This window comes from Lysinibacillus sp. TE18511, from assembly GCF_054062295.1.
The window spans coordinates 1-19979 of sequence record NZ_JBSSFD010000058.1 but is presented as its reverse complement, the minus strand read 5'-3'; the positions used below and the strand labels follow the sequence as shown (position 1 = coordinate 19979).

The window sequence follows — 19979 nt, the reverse complement described above, 5'->3', positions numbered from 1 at the left end:
ACACTAATCACCTCATGATTAGTATGCGAGAAAGTGAATCAAAAGTGTACATCTTTAAGTGAGTGCGTTTGTACATGTAGATCTTAGCATTTGTAGACTTTGATTTAGAGATGATTGGAAAAGGAAAAGCTAAATCATCTTTAATGCGTTAGAAAAACACGTATAAAATTTATGGAGAACAAGGCTTTTTAGAAGAACGTCGGGGAAAAGGCAGTACAGGCCGTACCACTTCTAACTCGCTTTCAGCTGATAAAAAACTAGAAAAAGCGGAAGCACGTATCAAATATTTAGAGGCGGAATTAGAGCTTCTAAAAAACCTAGACGAACTAGAGAGGCAGGCGAGGAAAAAGTTCTAGCACCGCATGAAAAATATCAGGTAATCAATGAATTGATTCGTAAATATCAACAAAAATATATGACAGGCTATCTTTGCGAAATAACAGGCGTAAATCGAAGTGGGTATTATGCGTGGATTAAAAATACAGAGAAATGTGAGATTCGCGAAGAACAGGATTACGATGACTATTTATTACTACGCTATATTTACGATGCGTTTAAAGGAAAAGTTGGGTATCGCTAATTATATATAAAGTAAACAGAACTAATGATTGTACCAATGAACCACAAGAAAATTCGTCGATTAATGTGTAAATCTAATTTTTTTGCGAAAATCAGACGTGCTATACCATATAAGAAAATCGCAAAAGCTACACAAGAGCATCGTATAGTACCTAATTACTTAGCACGCGCCTTTCAACCAGAAGAGCCAGGGAAAGTCTTCTTAACTGACATTACCTACTTACAATATCGTGGCGGGCAAACCGCTTATTTATCTTGCATAAAAGATGTAGTGATACTTGAAATTGTGACATACAAATTTTCTACTAGTTTAAAAATGCGATTGTTTACCGTACAATAGAAAAACTCGCAGAAGCTTTAGATGGCAATATTCATCCGGAAGCGTTGATTCATTCGGATCAAGGTGTTCATTACACGCACCCAACATTTTGCGTGAAAGAATGGGCTTAAAGTCGGCAAATAACTTGTTTGAGCTAAAGTAGATGGTAGATACATATATGGAGTATTACAATATGTCACGTAAGCAATGGAATCTAAAAAAAAATGGCTCCGACAGAATATCGGAACCATCTAATCGCAGCTTAGTCTGCAAATGTACTTTTTATTAAACTGTCCGTTAAATAGGGCTCAGTTCATAGTGGACAATGTAGCTCTTTTTTGTTTCTAGTAACTTATATATTGGTAGAATTTATTAACTATTCGAATCAAATTCATAAATCATATTTTCCAAGAGCTTAGACTGCTCCTATTAAGATAAATTACATTTTTAAAAATTATGCTGCTTGAGTTTGTATATGTAATAAAGCTTTGAGACGATCTACTGCTAATTTGCAGGTATTAAACGTCACCAGGTTGAAATGAAGTTTTGCTTTTCTACCTGTTCTGTGACGGACATAGTTTAATTAAAAATATTGCTTTATGTATGCATTCATACGTTCAACAACTGTGCGTACTTTTTACAGTTGTTTCCATAGTTCAGAGCCGCGTGCTGGATACGTGAATTTGCGTATATCCGTGTCACATTTGATTTTGAAAACTTTCTGACAGAGAGAATCATCACGTAACGAACAGGTTACACATTCCTTTGGTCTTGTGAATGTTAGCGTTCGGTACTTTTCATCGAAGCTGTCGTAACAGTAGCTGTGTTCACGTACACATGTCAATCTGAAATGCTCATCAAATCCAAGGTATTCGCCTTCATTCTGGACATTATAAGGAATGACTGCACTCATTTGATATTTACTATCCGACAAATTGGCAGATGTCATGAGGCATCCAACAATATATTGACTCTTGGTTGTCACTGCGAGATGTCCTTTAAAGCCAAATCAAAACGTGTTTTTGCCATCACTGTTCTTTTTGATGCCCCAATTCGGTTCGATGGGCGCATCTTGCCTAAGTGTCTCTAGTGGTGTATTGAGTTGGTCCTTGATTTCTTTTTTCTTTTTCATAATTTGACTGATTGGCTTTGATTTCTGCTTGTTTTGTGAGGCAAGCGTCTCGTTCTTCTTTTGATTTTCGTCCACGTTTTTTGGGCGGTGCATGCTCTTTTTTCTCCGAAGGTTTCGCTATTATGGAATTTACGCAAGATTATATGATAGTTCAGGAAGACTTATGTCATCTAGCGGATGGACATATAATGATTCTTCTGGTAGCGTTGTAACTAGTGCCGTAGATACAATAAAAATTGTTACAAAAGGAACTTATTATGCCCAATCTCAAATTCAATTTTATAACGGAAATGGATACACTACCTATACGAGTAATGCTACACCAAATATTCAAAATTTTTCAGCTCATATCATTCCAAACAAAACATATGAAGTTAATGAAAATGGTTTAACTCATGGATCAGCTTTTTAAGCAGAGTCAATAGAAGATAGTCCAGATTTAATACAAGCAATTGGGAAATATGGGGTTGAAGAATATGTTTACTCTAAGGATATTAATTTAGAGTTAAACACACTTAGTGAAGTATTAGCTTACATTAATTCAGGGCAATCGAATTATACTGTACCTTTTTATGCTAAAGATAGGATTACGATTATAGATACTTTTGAAATAATTGCTGAATAATAATTCTATCTTCAAAATAGTGTGCTATGAATTTCATTTTGATTTAGTAAAGTTTTGTAGTTATACAATAAAGTTGTATTGGAAAATTCTTTTAACAAGAATTTAACTGATACAGTTTTTTTATGATAGAGGTTGTTTACAAAGAAAATATGAGCATTACCAATATCAATTAGGGCAATTTGAGATGAAGTTATCAAATCTGTTAAATACTTATATGGATGAAGTGATTTCAAAAGAAGTATATCTGATGAAGTCACGTGGTATTGAAGAAGCTATTGCTAATCTAAAAGTACACATGGAACCGCTTCAACCACAACTACAATCAACGATATCATGCGAAGTTAGCTATGAAAAAGTATATGAGGTATTGGGAATTTTCTGTAAAACATTTACACAAGACTGACAGGGAACAATGAAAAAGGTTGTTGAATCTATTGATCTATCAAATCACAATCGATGAAAATCGTGAAATTAAAAGTATCCAAATTAAACTAAATAATACTAAATAATGCTGTTAGAGAAATTACCTAGGAGTAGGAGATGTGTCAACAGACATTTCTTCTACTCCTTTTTCTATCTTGATTGCTATTTAAAATAATTCATTTTGCTAACAAGGTGGATTTTCATTGTGAAAAGTCGTTAGATAGTAAAAGGCTTGTCGCATTAAAAAATGTCATATGTTAAAACAACAAAAAAAGTGAAAGGAGTTAGTAATGGATGCACGTAGGTTAGATAGTTAATGTTTTAATGGGGCGTATAAAGAAATTGTAGAATTGATCGGTTATCAAAAACCTTGTTGGTACAAACTATTTTGCTAGTCAATATGTAACCTTTCTTAAAAGATTATTATCTGAACAATATTTGTATAAACAAATAGTAAAGGAAGATGATGGGACAAACGCTAAAGAATTAGCAAGGAAATATAATTATTCTTATAGTTAGATTAGGAAGATAATAAAAAAGAAGACAATTTGTTAATAAGAGTAGTATAAATTTTTAAAGTGATTTATTACTTTTATGGTGGGCAATAAATCAAACTTTTCAGATGTAGAAGTCGGCACAGAACTTTCAGGTTATGTAGAACGCGCTGTACAGTTTGGCTTCTTTAAAACTAATAGGATATATCATCAATTAACAAAAGACAAGTAAGTAATATCAGCTGCGAGTTATTGAAGTGGCGTAGATGCGCTAATTGGTTTTCAGCCAATACGCGGGTTGGCCTGTTCTCTTCCGTTTCTTTATCTTCATGTAACATGACCAACTGTATTTTTGAATCACACGTTGGAACGTTTTTTCACTGATTATAGGAAATAAGGCCGTGATTCTACGATAGCCATAGCAGAGTTTATTTCCTTTTCAACAGGATGATTAAGTGTATATGAATTTTTAATGTCGTAATAGGTGCCAACAAGTAATTACATATGAAAATAGTGATGGTGTACCAATTATGGATTTATTGGAACCTTTTACCGGTTTGGGCGTTTTAATTTCTGTGACCGTTGCAAATCTTTCATCAGCATTTTTACGATTATCGCGAACATAATATACTTACTATTAAATTACCCGGCATAAAGATTTGGTATTTTTCAGAATGCGTACTAATATCTTTTTTATCTACATAATTAGTTGTGTTGTCAGCGGCTAGGTCAGGGATATATCGTTCAGGTCCTTTACCGACAACATTGCCGTTTACATCTAGAATTTTTACTTTTAATGTTCCGCGTGCAGATACGATACCGTTATTATTTACTGTGAAAGTGGAGAAGAAGACAAATTTACTAGATGGTGTGATATAGCTTTGTACATTGTCAGAATTCAAAGAAAGTTGTATTTTCTTGGTGCACTTTCGTTATGGTTTTCTCCATCTTGCCAATCTGCATTTTCAGTAACGTTGATATAGTCGTAAATCTTAAAGCCGATTGATTTGTACAACACGACCTTTACCATATTAAATGGTTCGTACAGGACTATATCTATTCATTTTTCTCCATAGTTTGTGGCCTATCTGAAGAATCGTATGTTGAGAAGAATAAAAGAAGTGTAGTATGTCCACCTATCCATGGCTTAATAAATTTGCACCAATCTTTGCTAGTATTTTTCAAACGACGTGTAACGGAAAGGGACTTAATATGATTGGTGTTATTATACAACAAATATCGGAGGAAATATCCTCCGATATTTGTTAAAGCTTAATATGAAACTGTGATAGAACCAGTAGAAGATTTAGTAAAGTAAAGTGAGCTTCGGTATTCAACTCCGCCAGCATTGTAAGTGTATAGAACTTCATATGTACCTGCTGATAAAGAAGATACGTTAGTTGTTACTAAGTATGTGTTCCATTGACCATATGTGCTTTCTTCAGTAATAACACTTGACGAACCACTTAATTTTACGTTTTTGTTAGAATCTTTAATGTACCAGTTTGCAGGTCTACCTGTGTGTGATGTTGTAGTATCAACAAAGAACTGGAAGTTGTGTTCAATTAAGTTAGTACCTATAGCCACAATATTTGTGTTATATTGTGTCATTGCCGCATCAGCTTGTGTAGGATTTGCCAATTCGGCAACTCCGATTGAACCAATTGTACCGAAAGCGATTGCTCCTGCTAAAATTGCTTTACTTAATTTTGATTTTGATGTTTTTACGTTCATTATGAAACCGCCCTTTATATTTTTAGTTTTAGAAGTTTAAAACATGCTCCAATCATTAAAGATTATGAGTTAACTATTTTAATTTCGATTTCACCAGTTTATTATTTTGAAAAGTAAGCTGAATCCCTATGTTCAACACCGTCAGCAGTATAGACGTAGAGAATTGAATAGTTGCCAGCAGGAAGATTGCTAATATTAGTATTTAATAGATTTGTTGACCATATATACTCGCCACTATTACCAGTACCACCTTCTGACACAGTACTTTGGCCACTTAATTTAACATTTGAATTAGAATCTTTGATATACCAAGATGCTGTGCGACCTTTGTGATTTACTGAACTATCAACTGTGAATTGAAAATTGTGGGTAAGTGAATTTGACGAACTATTGTAAATATTAGTTTGATAATTAAGCATTGCAGCTTCAGCTGTAGCTGGTTGTGATAATTCTGTTACTCCCATTGTGCCGATAGCACCAAATGCTATTGCACCTGCTAAGACTGCTTTACCGATTATTGTGCTTTTCATGTGTATTTCCTCCAAATAGTTATTTGTAAATCATGTTAATGTTTTACATTTTTACTATAACATAAAAATACTTTTTTGTAAAAGTATAACATGTTTTTTTGAGGGGGCATTCAATATACTGAAGGTCTACGATTTTTTTTTGAGTACGTATTATGAAATTGATTCGATATTATATTGTAGAAAGGAGGAATTATTGAATTTATTTCTTGTAAAAACTGTCGAATACTTTCTATATGTCTATTAGTTTTTATGATATAATAACATTTGTTTTGGTCGAGAAAATAAAAAGAACAGCATTGTTAAACGCAATGCTTAATTCGTGATAGAGGAGGGCAATCACATCTACCTAGATGTATGACATTTATGAATAAATTGAAACAAACTTTAGCAAAGGTCAATAAGATTGATACGTTTTCACCGTACTTCTTTTTACCTTTTATATTAGTGCTATATTTCTTTACGAGTCTATTCGATTTCCATCGATTTGAGTTATTTAATGTACAAGTATCAATTTGGCCAGCGGTATTTTTAGCACTTGCATGCTATTACATCGGTGTGTACGTTATTGATAAATTACAATGGACAATCCCATCATTTGGTTTATCTTTCTTAGGGAAATATGTTGTTCATTTTATTGTATTATTAACTTTACTTGGTTTAGCTTCATATTTATTAATGATTTTTGGTGGAGGATTCGGAATTTCTGATGAATCTAGTCGACGTAACCTTGATCCAAAATTAAACTTCTTTGCCCAATTATTATGGTTTGGAGTTTTATTGTTATTATCGTATAAAATGATTTTAGAAAAGCACATGACATGGAAGAAAGTATTAGTATACGGTTCTATTTATGCTGCTGTTATGTTCTTGTTCCTATTAATGGGTTACCGTACACCATTAATTATTATGTTATTTACTGGTATTATTATTTTCCATTATGTTGTGAAGCGTGTGAAATTAACATGGTTCCTTTCAGCTCTGTTTGTCATCGGAGTAGCTTTCTCAATGTTTGGTTTCCTACGTGTTGTATCAGAGGATACGACGAAGGAATTTAATAGCCGTGAACAACCAGATGTAGAATTAACTGAAACAGAAAAAGAAAAACTGTTAACAGTAGAGCAGCAAGTTAACTTAACGCCAAAATGGATTCGTTCATTAAATGGTGAGAGTGTAACAGGCCATATTGTTTTAAGTAAAATTATTGAATATACGCAAGAGGAAGGTTACCTAAATGGTGAACTTCATGCTGGTATTTTTAATACGATTCGATCAGGTGAACAAGTGTCACCTCGTATGAAAGTAACAGAAGTTGTAAACTCACTAAGTGTAGAAGAAGGTAAATATATTACACGTCCTAATAGAACAACAACGCCTACGTTTATCGGTCAGTTATTCTTAGATGGCGGTTATGTACTTGTAGGGATTGGATTCTTCTTATATGGTGTATTAATCTCATTAATTTATAATAAAGTGAAGCAGGGCGGTATTCGTAGCTTCCACTCAGTAGCTTATGCATTTGTCATTACACTGTTTACAGTGTCTATGCATACAGGCTTACTTGATTTAATATTTATTTTAATGCTTGGCTTTGTTATCCTAGCCTCGGCGGTTATAAAAACGGACGATAACGATAAAAAACTTTCATATTAACAATAGTAGAGATGTCTCAATGGTCAGTTGAGGCATCTCTTTTTTGTATATCGGGCGTTCTATCCGCCGCCTTTGTTTCTACAGGCACAATGCGTAGTTCTTCAGCAGGAGTGTTGATTGTTCACCTTCATAACAATATTTTAGAGCCTGAAAAACTGATTTCTTCACAGAAAAAAGTGGCTGTGACAAAACTGGTCAAAACCTTAAAAAGCATGATAAATCAATTTAGAACGTTGATATCTCGCGTTTTTTGGTGTTGAGTTTTTAAATTTTGCGTAAAAAATATGCTTATGTCATAAGCGACGTAAATGATCAGTGCGGTCAGAGAGTGTTGCATGAAGGTAGATGTCGATATTTTTCAAAAGTTGGTTGATAAATTAAAATAGTTGGGTGAAAATGGTCTTCTGTCAAGAAAGTGGACATAAAAAAGTGAGAGCTTTAAAGCTACCGCACTGCGTTTGGTGGGCAATGGAAGTCAATTGTTCAAAGAACTCGAACAATTGATTTCCATCGCTTGAAACGGTTTTGAGATTAACTTGCGTGTTTCTGTAACGTCAAGCGTTCAAATTGGTTCGGTGAACGATAGCCAAGGGTCGAATGTCTTCTACGTTCATTATAAAAATTTGAAATATAGCCATTTATCGCTTTGAAGGCTGCTTTCTTTGTTTGGAATTTTTGGCGATAAATCATTTCTTTTTTTATGGTCGCATGAAACGATTCAATGCAGGCATTGTCATACGGATCACCTTTTTTTCTCATACTAATTTGGCAACCATGCTTTTTTAAAAGTTCGATATATTCCGTTGAACAGTATTGCGCCCCTCGGTCTGAATGATGAATGAGTCCTTTTTTTGGTCGACGTATTAAGAACGCTTTTTTCAAAGCTATTAACACTAAATCTACTTTCATATGATCGGCCATTTCCCACGCTACAATTTTACGAGAATACAGATCCATAATACTCGCTAAATACACCCATCCCTCCAACGTTCGGATATAGGTAATATCAGCGACCCATACTTGATCTGGTTCTTCCACATAAAACATGCGTTTCAGTATATTAGGATACACCAGTGCGTCATGACTTGAATCTGTTGTCGTCACATAGCTTCTCGGCTGTGTTGCGCACAGTTCCAGTACTCGCATGATATTTGCCACTGTTTTTTGTGAAAGCGGATAACCCCATTCCAACAGATCATTATGTACTCGCGGGCTGCCATACGTACCATAGCTTTCATGAAACGATTGTTTAATTTTTTGTGTGACTTTCATTTTATATTCTTCTTTTTCTGTTATCGGTGCTGCCTGTTTTGCCAACCATTTATAATAGCCGCTCGTCGACACTTTTAAAACACGGCACATCTTTACAATTGAAAACTCCCGTTTATGCGCTTCAATAAATTCAAACACTACTGCGGTTTTTTGGCAAAGATGTGCATCGCCTTTTTTAGAATTGCATTCTCCTCCTCTAAGTCACGAAGTTTCTTTTCATAAGTCGCTTCTAACTTCTTTAGCTCTGAAGGGGTTACATATTTTACGTCGCCATTTTCTTGCTTTTTACCATCACGATACTTTTTTACCCAGCGATGAATAGAAGATTCCCCAATCCCTAATTCATACGATAATTCTGTTACTTTTCGATTTTCTTCTACTACTAATTTCACAACATAATCACGATATTCTTGCGTTATTTTTTTAGTCATTCGGCACACGTCCTTTAAAATAGTTATTTCTATCATAGCTACTCTCAGTTTTCCGTGTCCACTTTTTATACTAACCTCAATAAATCGATAAAGTTGGTCGATAAACAATCAAAAGTTCTCGATAAATCTCAAAACTGCAGCTCATTAAAGATTTTTGTCGCTGCCGTTGCGCTCCGCTCCACTTTCGCTGCAGAAAAATGAGGTTTTGTCCCAACCTCACTTTTTGTAGATGGGGCGTTCTATCCACCGCCTTTGTTTCTAGGCACAATGAGTAGTTCTTTCAGCAGGAGTGTAGGTCGTTCACCTCCATAACAATATTTTAGAACCTGAATAACTGCTTTCTTCACATAGAAAAAGCCGTCCTAATGATAGGACGACTTCCTTATTATTTTACGGTATTGATCACTTGTACATAGTCTTTGCTAACAAAAGCTGTTCCTGTATGAAGTTTATCAGAAAGAACCTCATACCAACCGTTTGTAGCAGAGTTAGTGATGATAACAGGCATTCCACTACGTGCATACGTGAATAGCGGACTATTACTTGTAGATGCTTCTGTACGAACATTTAAACCAGGCGTTGTTGTGATACCAATCGTATATGGGTTATTCGCATCCTTAAAGCCTAATGCCTTTTCAGCACGGTAGTAATGTCCTGCAATTTTTGCACCCCAGTATGGGTCAGAAGCGTATTTTACGTTAAAGCCAAGAGCTTTTGAACCAACTACAGCGCCGTTGGCAAAGTTTCTGCCTGGTGAACCACCTGGCGTGATATAGTTTGGCTGTAAAAACTTATCAACAAGCTCATTGATATTGGCAGCAATACTATCAAACTTTTTCTTTAGTGGATTAGTATCATACTCATACAAACCAAACAAGTTATTTAAGTTTTGTGCATTTTCACTCATACCATAAGCACTTTCATGCTGTCCAAGTGATAAAATAAGCATTGCATTAATTTGCGATTTTGCTTCTACTTCTTTTAATGTTTTACCTAAACCGATTAACTTACTTTTCTTTGTTGCATCTTTATAACGAGTAATCCCCGTACTTTCCATCTCCGCTAACTTCTGCATAATATAAGCATCAATTTCTTCTGAAGTATATTGTGTTGTTGCACGAGCAGGTAAAAACTGATAGTAGTTATAGGCGTCCCCTTTAGAAGACCCATTTCCATTTGTGAAAGAGATGCCATCCCAGCTATAGTATTTTTCACCTGGCTTCATGAAAGAAGGTGCTTTTCCGTAAACATAGCTAGAAGAATATTTATTTGTTTTGTGATCGTAGAGCGTGTGTTTAATTTCACCATTCTCATTTGTATAGTAAGAGCGACCTTTGCTCATTGAAAATGGGATTAATGTAACATCAGCGTGTTTTAAGTAGCCGACTTGACCAGCTAAACGTACTTTTACTTGAGTTTCATCACTGCTAAGGTATTCCATCTCTGTATTAGGTGCAACACCAATCGAGTCATTAATTGTTTCAGATTTTAGTGCTACATAATTATTTGTCACGACATAGCCTGAAGACATTTTCATAATTTTGTCATTCTGAACAATAACCTGTGTATCTTTTGTCATGGCCTTTTCAGCATCTGCAAAGGTAGAGAATCCTTGATTGCCAACTAGTGTGCCGTTTGAAATTTCCTTAATAGCGTATTTAGAGGAGTCTGTATTCGGATCTCCAGGATTTGGATTACCGCCATTTGAGTTGCCGTCGTTTGGATCACCAGGGTTTGGCTTACCGCCGTTTGAGTTGCCGTCGTTTGGATCACCAGGGTTTGGCTTACCGCTGTTTGAGTTGCCGTCGTTTGGATCACCAGGGTTTGGCTTACCGCCGTTTGAGTTGCCGTCGTTTGGATCACCAGGGTTTGGCTTACCGCTGTTTGAGTTGCCGTCGTTTGAATCACCAGCAAGTGTCATTAAACGGTGAATAAACGTAGCAGCTTGTCCAATAGTTGCATTTTTGTTTGGCATAAAGTAACCATTAGAGCCTTGAATGATTCCTAATTGGGCACCTACAGCTACTGCTTGGCGGTAGTCTTTAATAATAGATGCATTATCCTTAAAGGTAATAGAAGAAGTACCTTTAGGAATTTCTAAATAATCAATAGCTCTTTCTAGCATAATCGCCATATGCTGTCTTGAAATAGCAGCATTCGGCTTAAATGAACCATCTCCATAGCCTGTAATAATCCCAGCTGAAGCAGCAAGCTTAATATCTTTTGCATGCAAATATGTATCTGGGACATCCTTAAAGACTATGTCGCTAGTCTCTTGAAGATTCATGGCCTTTGCCAAATAAGAAGCGAATTCTCCGCGTGTCACATTGTCATTTGGACGATAACTTCCTTTTGCATCTTTTACTAATGCATTTTTGGAAATTAAATAGCGAAGTCCCTTTTCATGGGAATGCCCTGTAAGTTCATCAGCAGCAGATGCCAGTTGGGGTTGCCAAAAAAGCAAGCCGACTACAGTCATGAGCATTGCAATGATTGATAGTTTTTTCATATTTTTACCCTCCTAAACTTCTACACCATTTTAACAAAGTTATAGGGTCACGATAAAGGTAAACGTTAGAAAAATCACAAAATGAGACTATATGAATAGCTTTCTTGACAATTCCTAGAAAACTGGAAAATAGATTAAATGTTCCATAGCTATTTTGGCATATTTTTGATAGTGTTATAGAAGTAAAACATATGGAGGGAGAGTTGAGGGCTCTATATTACTTAGGAGCGCAAAAAAATGAAAAAAATAGCGAAAAATTTACTGGTTTTAGTTGTATTATTGTCAATGGTTGTTAGTCCGTTAAATGCTTATGCAGCTCAAACGGTCAAGAAGGATTATCCACTATCGAAAGGTGTGCAGTATAAACAATATACATACAGCAATACCTATACAAATTCTATTAATCATATTGCGATTGATGTAGATGATGATACAGAAGTACAATTAGGTATGCCTGCAACAGTTAATGGCAGAGAATCGACAGTAGCGAATGCTAATCGAAATTCACGCGAAGGGAATCGTGTAGTTGGTGCTATAAATGCAAGTTTCTTCGATATGTCTGAAGGTTTCCCATTATTTTTACTAGCTAAAAATAATGTTATTTTAAACGGTGGTGCAGTTTCAAACGGCTCCGATGAATATATGAATGTCCCTACAGCTTTTGGGATTTCAGCAGATGGCAGTGGTGTCATTGACTATTTTGATTTTGATGTAACACTTTCTCATAAAGGCACAAATTATGACATGACAGGAATGAATCGTCAACGTAATATAAACGAATCGATTGTTTATACACCACAATTTTATAGTAAAACAACAAATACGAATGAATACGGTTTTGAAATCGTAGTAGATACAGGTGCGCCAATTACTGAAAATAAATTTGGTCAAACGTTAACAGGAAAAGTTACAAAAATTACTCCTTATGGATCAAAAGATAAAATATCTATTCCTCCAACTGGCTTTGTTGTTTCACTACAAGGGGGAGATTGGCATAGTAAGCTAAGCCAAATAGCACTTGGAGATGAGCTGAGTGTTAACTTCTCTATTGATAAGCAGTGGCAGGATGCAAAATTTATCATGGCAAGTGGTCCGTATTTAGTAAAAGATAATAAGCCTTACATTATGATGAGTACATCTAGTCAGCGTGCAAAAGCGGTTACACCACGTACTGTTGTAGCGACAAGTAATAATGGGAAAACAGTACACTTTATTACGGTAGATGGAAAACAGAAACATAGCGCAGGTATGAATATGGTTCAACTTGCTAACTATTTAGTATCGCTTGGTGTCGATCAAGCAATTAACCTAGATGGTGGCGGCTCAACAACAATGGGTATCCGAAATTACGGTAGCAATAATGTCGTATTAGCGAACCTACCATCCAATTCAGGAAACACGCAACGTCTTGTGTCTGCAACATTACAAGCTGTCAGTACGGCACCAACTGGTAAAGGAAAATATATTAAAAAGACAAATAGTACAAACTATGCAACTCTTTTAGAAGGTGCTTCGTCTAGTATAGCAGTACAATATGTATTAGATGAGAACTATAATGCACTTCCACTCGATGGTCATTTATCGCTAACATCTGAGAATAATATTTTAAACATTAATGGTTTAAACTATACGGCAACGAAAGCCGGTAATGATCGAATTTACATCAATCATGATGGCACTGCTGTTGAATCATTCCAAGTGAAAGTAGTAGATGCTCCGGCAACATTGAACGTTGCGCCAAAATCAAAAACTGTAAGTGCTGGCGAAACGGTTAAATTTACTATGGATGCAAAGGATGACGGTGGCAAACCTCTAGTTTACAATCCATCACAGGTGAAATGGTCGGTAGAAGGAAATATCGGTACTATTACTAATGATGGTAAGTTTACAGCTAAAAATCCAGGTGCTACTGGTAAGGTAATAGCGATTTTAGGAACAAAACGTGCAGAGGCTGCGGTGACTGTAGCAAAACCTTCTTTGTTTAAAGATATTCCAGATGATTATGTGTACTATAAAGAAATTGAGTACTTAACAAAGAATAATATTATTACAGGTCAAGCAGATGGCACATTTAGACCGAATGATAAACTGACACGTGCACATGCGGCAGTTATTATTAGTCGCGCACTTGGTTTAGATACATCAAATGTAAAAAATCCTGGCTTAAAGGATATTCCTGCGAATCACGTTTATTATAAACAAATCACAGCTGTAGTTGAGGCTGGTATTATGAGTGGTAAAGGCGACAATACCTTTGATGCAAATGGTACTTTAACGCGTGCACAAATGGCGAAGGTTGTAGCATTAGCTTATGACCTAGAAGGAACAAGTAACATTAACTTTAAAGATGTATCGAAGGATCATTGGGCATATTCATATGTTCAGCAACTAGCAGCAAATAATATTACAACTGGCTATGGTGATAACACTTTTAAGCCAAATGAAGCGATTAGTCGCGCTCACTTTGGATTATTCCTATATCGAGCAATCCATCAATAACAGTAGTCCTTAAAGAAAGGTTTTTGCCTAAATAGCAAACTAGTAGTATTTTATCTAGTTTGCTATTTTTGTTTTTAAATCAAAGGGAGCCGTAGTAGATAGAAATATAGTTGATTTTTACCATACGACAAGAACTAGTATTGACCTTTAAAGCTCGCCTTTTTTTTACTATTTTTAAAAAGAACGAAAATGTACAATTGTGGTATAATCTCAGTATTAAAAAGTAAAAGGATGTTTTTTAATGAAAATAGGCATTGTGGGGAATTACGGCAATGATAATAATGGTGATGAATCAATATTATACGGCATTCTTCAACAAGTAAAACAAACATTTTCGGTAACTAGTGATGACATTACCGTTTTTAGTAATAACACACAACAAACATCCGAACGTTATGGGGTACACAGCTATCCATTGTATTACAGAAAGAGTAATTTATTTAAAACGTTTATCCATACATTTAAAAATAATAAACAATATGTAGCAACATTTGACCTCCTCATCATTGGTGGCGGTGGTATTTTAATGGATTTCTATAAACGTGAGGCTCACCTGTATGGAGCGTATGCAATGATGGCAAAACAAAGTAATATTCCCTACATTATATACGGATGTGGCGCTGGACCACTTGATACGTTTTCTGGAAAAATCAGTATTCGTGCGATGTGTCGTTATGCAGCAAGTATCTCTGTACGTGATCCCCAGTCCAAGAAGCTTTTGCAAAGTATTGGGGTGAAAAAGCCAATAGAAATCATTGGTGATCCTGCATTTACATTAAAAAGGGATCGTCAAAATTACGCAGAAAAACCAATTAAGATAGGTGTATCAGCGGTTCCATACTATAATGCAAACTATTGGCCAGAGGGAAATGTTGAAAAATATGATGCGTACGTTACTGGTATGGCGAAAAATTTAGATAAAGTAATTTCAGAGCATAATGTCAAAATTACCTTTTTTGCCACGAAATTCCCGCAAGACGTCACTGTGACGAAGGATATTCAGAAAAAAATGCAACAACGTGCACATACAGAAATTATTGAGGAAAATTTGGTGCCAGAGCGATTACTTGAGGTAACTGAGGAGCAGGACATTATCATCGGTACACGTCTACACTCACTTATTTTGGCAACCGATTCGGAAACGCCTATTATTGCGATATCCTATCATACAAAAGTACAGGATTTTATGTCCTTTGTGGGCGCATCAGATCGTTGCTTACAAATGCAGGATATAGAGGATGATGAGAAGGCTCTATCCACAGTAGTTGGCAAACTAAGTAGCAATTGGGAGCAGTCAATTGCAGAGACGAAACAAATTGCTACCCATATTCATCAAGAGGCCATGCATGGTCAGGAATTAATGAAAAAGGCAGTGACACGTCTATGAAAAAAGTACTCGTCATTAGTAATATGTATCCAACATCTGATCATTTATCATTCGGTATTTTTGTGAAAAATCAAGTCACTGCACTTGAAAAAGCAGGACTAGACGTAGATATATCAGTAAATACAAATCCGGCGACAGGTAAGAAAAACACCATTATGAAATATACAAAATGGGGCTTATCGACATTAATGAAAGGCTTAAAAAACAGAAAGTCTATTGATGTCACACATGCACATTATGTGTTCCCATCTGGTATGCTGTCGTTGCTATTAAAGAAAATGTTTGGTATACCGTTTATCGTTACAGCACATGGCGGCGATATTGAGCGTATGGCGAAAAAGAGTACAAGAATTCGCAATTGGACAGCCAGTATTTTACGTGAAAGTGAACATGTTATCGCAGTAGGTCCTGTCTTAGCTCAACAAATTGAACAAGATTTTGGGATTGAAAAAGGTAAAATCTCTATCGTTAGCATGGGTGTGAATCGTGAGGTTTTCACCAAAGGAAGTCAAGCAGCAGTGTGCAAAGAACTGCAATTAGCTTCTGAGCCATTCAGATTTTTATTTGTAGGAAATGTTATTAAGCAAAAAGGCGTGGAGGAGCTGTTACAAGCTTTCCAAATGCTAAAAACAAAAGTATCTCGTCCTTTAGAGTTAAATATTGTAGGTTCTAGAAGAGATCAAGCATTTTTCCAATCCTTGCAACCATTAATCAGTGAAGACGTCAAATTTATAGATCCACTAAAACAACAAGAACTAGTGAAGTGGTTTCAGGCAAGTGATGTCTTTGTATTACCATCCCATTTAGAAGGTTTTGGGTTAGTGGCATTAGAGGCTTTAGCGACAGATACACCTGTTATTGCTTCTAATGTAGGTGGACTTGTATCTTTGCTTGGAGAAGGCGCAGGGCATTTAGTGGAGCCCGAAAACGCTATGGTTTTATCTGAGGAGATGCTGCGTGCAGTGAACACGCCAAAAGATCAATATATGAATCGTGAAGCGGTCGACAAGGTTTTAACCATTCACGATGAAAAAAATATAACAGCTCGCTGTATAGCGATTTATAAGTCGGCCATCGAAGGTAGGGATGGCTTATGAATAAGTTTATAAAATTAATTGGGGCAGTTGCGATTATTAATATTGTTGCCCGTGTTTTCGGATTTTTACGTGAAATGATTATCGGATTCCAATTTGGTACTGGTCATACTTCTGACAGTATTTTTACTGCGTATATGATTCCAAACTTTTTGTATTTAGTGGTTGGAGGAGCATTTACAACTGTTTTTATTTCAATTTATAACCGAGAATCAACCGACAAAGGACTATTCGTAAAACAGTCGTTTACAATAGTTGCTGTAACAGCGACAGTAATGACATTGATTGGGATGGTCTTTGCTACTCCAATTTTAGATAGCTTTAAAACGGATAAGATTGTTAGCGAGGAAGAAGTGGCTTTAACAAGAAATCTTTATTTGTGGATGATGCCATCCTCTATATTTCTTGTTTTATCTTCTTGGTATAGTGGTTTACTAAATGTAAATCAAAAATTTCATTTATCGAGCTTTGCCATTTTAATTTACAATGCGGTTTTCTTAGTGATCGCAGTTGTATTATCGTATACTATCGGTCCAATTGGATATGGTATTAGTGCATTTGTAAGTGCGATACTGATGGTGTATTTCTTAGTGATCGGTTACCGTAAATTAGATTCGTTTAAGGTAGGGTTTTCCTTTAAACAAAATGTATCAACAAAAGAGTTGTGGATAATGGTTGTACCTATTATGCTTGGCGGTGCAACGATTCAACTATATGCACTACTACAGCGCTATGTAGCAGGGCTATTATCATTAGAAGGAGCAGTATCATCTGTTAACTATGCTTCTAAGTTGATGCAATTCCCACAAGCTATTTTAATTACGGCCGTAACGACAGTTATTTATCCAATTTTAAGTCAAAAGGAATCTGATAATGACCATTCTTCTATAAAAAGCTTGTATTCAAAGGGATTACATTACTTGTTACTGTTACTTGCTCCAGTGACAATTTTCTCTTATTTTTATTCGACTAGTCTAATTCAAGTTGTTTTCGAATACAGCAATTTTACTGCGGAGGATACAGCTGCAACAGCGCCAGTACTGGCCGTCTTTGTACTTTCTATGTATTTCCTTGCGGCAAACGGATACATTACACGCTTTTACTATGCAAAAGGTGACTCAATGGCACCTGTAGTATTTAGTTTACTAAATGTATTTGGAGTAAACATGGCAGTTATTTTCTTAATGGTAGATGCAACTGGGGTAGTTTCAATTGCATGGGGGACTTTAATAAGTTCTATTGTGAACTTTATCATGCTTGTAGTATATGCAAGCATTAAATATGATCTGAAAATGGGTATTTTCAGCAAAGAGCTTCAATTTTTCAGAGCATTGCCACCATTGATCGTTATCACGGTTGTTATGTACTTTTCAAGCGAGTATTTAGTATTTGATAACAAGTGGTTAACTTTCATTGTAGGTCTTGTTATTTTTGCTGCTGTGCTTGTAGGCTCCTATTTATTATTTGGCGTGAAGGAAGTAAAAGAATTTAGTGATAAACTAAAAAGAAAACTTTTAAAACAATAGTAATTAAAATGGGTATCTTAGAAGAAATTCTTAGATACCCATTTTTGTATTTTTTTATAGTAGGAAGAGGTTGTTTTTCGATAAAAGCCCAAAAAGTTTCGATAAAACGAGTTATTGTTTCGATAAAAGCACAAATAGTTTCGATAAATCTTCAAAGTATACCTATAAATACGAACACAAGCAGCTTCTTTGCTATTTATCCCGCATTAAAGGGCAGTAAGACTCCATCCTAATATGGGAAATAAAATTTGGATTAGTTAGACACTATAAGTACTTGTTGCGAAAAAATGTCATATTCACAATATTTTATAGTAAAAAAATAGGGGCTGTATTATAATAATTTTATTCAGATAGTGTGGAATTTTTTAACTTATTTTAGCAAAATATTTTTGTAGAGAAAATAAAACGTCAGCTACAGAAGTCTCCCATCTTTATAGGTGGTAAGATGAATCCGGACGCAATTATGAAGAGGTATAATTGATGAGCATATGACTCATCACCAAAAGTTGTGGATGACATTCGTTAAGACGTATGCCATTTATCTTCATTCAGTAGAAGACTCCTACTTCTAATGGTGGTGAGATGAATGAGGATGTCGTTCCCTTTCAATGGGTGTCCATACATCTACTGAAATAGAGGAACTCAGTCAGTCTAAGAACACCACGACTTGTGGCAATTTATCTGCGCGAAAGCGAAGCGACAGCTACAAATGTTTTCTGTGCGACAGCTACAATTACGCCAAGGCGAAATCAACCACACGTTATGGTGATGAGCCGGACATATTAATAATTTAGCATTACTTGGTAATAATGATACTTGAAGGAACTACAAACTAAGATAAGGTGGAAAGTATGGCAAGAGGTAGGAAGATTAATTCAAATGGTGAACGAAGTAAACAATTATTGCTTGAAAAGGCTGTAGAGCTATTTTCTGAAAAAGGTTATCATGATACAAAAATTAGTGACATTGTAAAAGCTGCCAATGTAACACAGCCAACTTTTTATTTATATTTTGAAAGCAAGGACTCTCTTTATAACGATCTGAATAAACGATTTCAGCGTGGATTTGATGAAATCATGAGTATACATTCAGAGGAAGTTGTAAAGGGAATAGAAGGCTTAGTTAGAACGCTGAAGCAAAAAATAAAAATGTTGTTCGTCTACATACTTGAAAATCCGAAGTTAACGAAAATTGGATTATTTGAATCCGAACAGTCAGTTGTCGTTAAATCTCAGCTTACTCAGCAGTTAATGTCCCTTATACACCTCCATGATTGTGAGCATCTATTACAATTATATTGTGTAGACATTAATGTGGCTGTAGATAGTTTTGTAGGATCCTTGGAGCGTTTAATATTAACAACTTTACTTGAACAAAAAAAACTGCCATGCGAGCTAGCAAATGAACTAATTAACTTATACTTTTTAACTTCTTTCAGCAGAAGTGTCCCACCTCTATAGGTGGTTAGAAGAATGCGGTTTTAAGTCACTTTTCAGCGGGTGTCCAAACATCCGCTGAAAGAAGTTAAAGCCTCCGGCGGATGTCACGGAATCGGAAAGGAGTTCTTTGTGCAAGCACAAAGCCGATTCCGGACGCAATTATGCCGAGGCATAATTGATGAGAAGATAAATATAAACATTTATAAAAAAATTCCCCTCACCACTAATTGGTGAGAGGAATTTTTTATGTGCGCCCGGCATGCGCATGAACTATAGGGTGTAAGTCCCGACCCCCGGAGACAGAAGTAGGGGATAGCCAAGAGCAAGGGTGTCCGT

The 19979-nt window shown here is 35.7% G+C and carries 14 protein-coding genes and 2 pseudogenes; 9 read left to right on the top strand and 7 right to left on the bottom strand.

Annotation, left to right across the window (positions count from 1 at the left end; genetic code table 11):
- Positions 1–98 precede the first annotated feature (98 nt).
- Positions 99–1164, top strand: a pseudogene (locus ACVWXS_RS24150) (IS3 family transposase); the annotation flags it as partial.
- A gap of 188 nt (positions 1165–1352) precedes the next feature.
- Here the strand turns inward: ACVWXS_RS24150 and ACVWXS_RS24145 are convergent.
- Positions 1353–2012, bottom strand: a pseudogene (locus ACVWXS_RS24145) (transposase); the annotation flags it as partial.
- A gap of 181 nt (positions 2013–2193) precedes the next feature.
- Here ACVWXS_RS24145 and ACVWXS_RS24140 point away from each other — a divergent pair.
- Positions 2194–2442, top strand: coding sequence for a hypothetical protein (locus tag ACVWXS_RS24140; protein ID WP_456960467.1), 249 nt, complete (start codon positions 2194–2196; stop codon positions 2440–2442).
- A gap of 397 nt (positions 2443–2839) precedes the next feature.
- Positions 2840–3058: a hypothetical protein gene (locus tag ACVWXS_RS24135; protein WP_456960466.1), complete on the top strand. Its 219-nt coding sequence runs from the start codon at positions 2840–2842 to the stop codon at positions 3056–3058.
- A gap of 1125 nt (positions 3059–4183) precedes the next feature.
- Here the strand turns inward: ACVWXS_RS24135 and ACVWXS_RS24130 are convergent.
- The 3 genes from ACVWXS_RS24130 to ACVWXS_RS24120 form a co-directional block, all read right to left on the bottom strand.
- On the bottom strand, positions 4184–4474 hold the full coding sequence (locus ACVWXS_RS24130) for a hypothetical protein (RefSeq protein WP_456960465.1): 291 nt from the start codon (positions 4472–4474) through the stop codon (positions 4184–4186).
- A gap of 370 nt (positions 4475–4844) precedes the next feature.
- The gene (locus ACVWXS_RS24125) at positions 4845–5306 is read right to left on the bottom strand and encodes a hypothetical protein (protein ID WP_456960464.1); all 462 of its coding nucleotides are present in this window, start codon (positions 5304–5306) and stop codon (positions 4845–4847) included.
- Positions 5307–5407: 101 nt separating this feature from the next.
- Positions 5408–5836 (bottom strand): hypothetical protein, encoded by a 429-nt coding sequence (locus tag ACVWXS_RS24120; RefSeq protein ID WP_456960463.1) that lies wholly within the window; start codon positions 5834–5836, stop codon positions 5408–5410.
- A 363-nt stretch (positions 5837–6199) separates the two neighbouring features.
- Between ACVWXS_RS24120 and ACVWXS_RS24115 the strand changes: the two genes are divergently transcribed.
- Positions 6200–7486: an oligosaccharide repeat unit polymerase gene (locus ACVWXS_RS24115; RefSeq protein WP_374963835.1), complete on the top strand. Its 1287-nt coding sequence runs from the start codon at positions 6200–6202 to the stop codon at positions 7484–7486.
- 531 nt (positions 7487–8017) lie between these two features.
- On the opposite strand, the gene ACVWXS_RS24110 is transcribed toward ACVWXS_RS24115, so the two are convergent.
- From ACVWXS_RS24110 to ACVWXS_RS24100, 3 genes are all read right to left on the bottom strand, one after another.
- Positions 8018–8896 carry an IS3 family transposase gene (locus ACVWXS_RS24110; RefSeq protein ID WP_456960462.1) on the bottom strand — a complete coding sequence of 293 codons (879 nt, stop codon included), beginning with the start codon at positions 8894–8896 and terminating at the stop codon, positions 8018–8020.
- A complete protein-coding gene (locus ACVWXS_RS24105) occupies positions 8896–9189 on the bottom strand; it encodes a transposase (RefSeq protein WP_456960461.1) in 294 nt (97 codons plus the stop codon). The genes ACVWXS_RS24110 and ACVWXS_RS24105 overlap by 1 nt, the downstream gene beginning before the upstream one ends.
- Positions 9190–9574: 385 nt before the next feature.
- On the bottom strand, positions 9575–11698 hold the full coding sequence (locus ACVWXS_RS24100; protein ID WP_456960460.1) for an S-layer homology domain-containing protein: 2124 nt from the start codon (positions 11696–11698) through the stop codon (positions 9575–9577).
- Between the two features lie 237 nt (positions 11699–11935).
- Here ACVWXS_RS24100 and ACVWXS_RS24095 point away from each other — a divergent pair, with 237 nt between their 5' ends.
- The 5 genes from ACVWXS_RS24095 to ACVWXS_RS24075 all read left to right on the top strand — a co-directional run bounded on the left by ACVWXS_RS24095 (position 11936) and on the right by ACVWXS_RS24075 (position 19664).
- A complete protein-coding gene (locus ACVWXS_RS24095) occupies positions 11936–14197 on the top strand; it encodes an S-layer homology domain-containing protein (RefSeq protein ID WP_456960459.1) in 2262 nt (753 codons plus the stop codon).
- A 241-nt stretch (positions 14198–14438) separates the two neighbouring features.
- Entirely contained in the window at positions 14439–15584 is a 1146-nt protein-coding gene (locus tag ACVWXS_RS24090; protein ID WP_368636244.1) for a polysaccharide pyruvyl transferase family protein, read from the top strand.
- Positions 15581–16681: a glycosyltransferase gene (locus ACVWXS_RS24085; protein ID WP_374963832.1), complete on the top strand. Its 1101-nt coding sequence runs from the start codon at positions 15581–15583 to the stop codon at positions 16679–16681. The genes ACVWXS_RS24090 and ACVWXS_RS24085 overlap by 4 nt, the downstream gene beginning before the upstream one ends.
- On the top strand, positions 16678–18204 hold the full coding sequence (gene murJ, locus ACVWXS_RS24080; protein ID WP_456960458.1) for a murein biosynthesis integral membrane protein MurJ: 1527 nt from the start codon (positions 16678–16680) through the stop codon (positions 18202–18204). The genes ACVWXS_RS24085 and murJ overlap by 4 nt, the downstream gene beginning before the upstream one ends.
- A gap of 851 nt (positions 18205–19055) precedes the next feature.
- Positions 19056–19664: a TetR/AcrR family transcriptional regulator gene (locus ACVWXS_RS24075; protein WP_456960457.1), complete on the top strand. Its 609-nt coding sequence runs from the start codon at positions 19056–19058 to the stop codon at positions 19662–19664.
- The last annotated feature ends 315 nt before the right edge of the window (positions 19665–19979 follow it).

Bases quoted from the DNA above. Each gene is read 5' to 3' on its own strand.
- ACVWXS_RS24135 (WP_456960466.1), top strand. From the start codon at position 2,840: ATGAAGTTATCAAATCTGTTAAATACTTATATGGATGAAGTGATTTCA.
- ACVWXS_RS24085 (WP_374963832.1), top strand. From the start codon at position 15,581: ATGAAAAAAGTACTCGTCATTAGTAATATGTATCCAACATCTGATCAT.
- ACVWXS_RS24120 (WP_456960463.1), bottom strand. From the start codon at position 5,836: ATGAAAAGCACAATAATCGGTAAAGCAGTCTTAGCAGGTGCAATAGCA.
- ACVWXS_RS24090 (WP_368636244.1), top strand. From the start codon at position 14,439: ATGAAAATAGGCATTGTGGGGAATTACGGCAATGATAATAATGGTGAT.
- ACVWXS_RS24075 (WP_456960457.1), top strand. From the start codon at position 19,056: ATGGCAAGAGGTAGGAAGATTAATTCAAATGGTGAACGAAGTAAACAA.
- murJ (WP_456960458.1), top strand. From the start codon at position 16,678: ATGAATAAGTTTATAAAATTAATTGGGGCAGTTGCGATTATTAATATT.
- ACVWXS_RS24125 (WP_456960464.1), bottom strand. From the start codon at position 5,306: ATGAACGTAAAAACATCAAAATCAAAATTAAGTAAAGCAATTTTAGCA.
- ACVWXS_RS24105 (WP_456960461.1), bottom strand. From the start codon at position 9,189: ATGACTAAAAAAATAACGCAAGAATATCGTGATTATGTTGTGAAATTA.
- ACVWXS_RS24100 (WP_456960460.1), bottom strand. From the start codon at position 11,698: ATGAAAAAACTATCAATCATTGCAATGCTCATGACTGTAGTCGGCTTG.
- ACVWXS_RS24095 (WP_456960459.1), top strand. From the start codon at position 11,936: ATGAAAAAAATAGCGAAAAATTTACTGGTTTTAGTTGTATTATTGTCA.
- ACVWXS_RS24115 (WP_374963835.1), top strand. From the start codon at position 6,200: ATGAATAAATTGAAACAAACTTTAGCAAAGGTCAATAAGATTGATACG.
- ACVWXS_RS24140 (WP_456960467.1), top strand. From the start codon at position 2,194: ATGTCATCTAGCGGATGGACATATAATGATTCTTCTGGTAGCGTTGTA.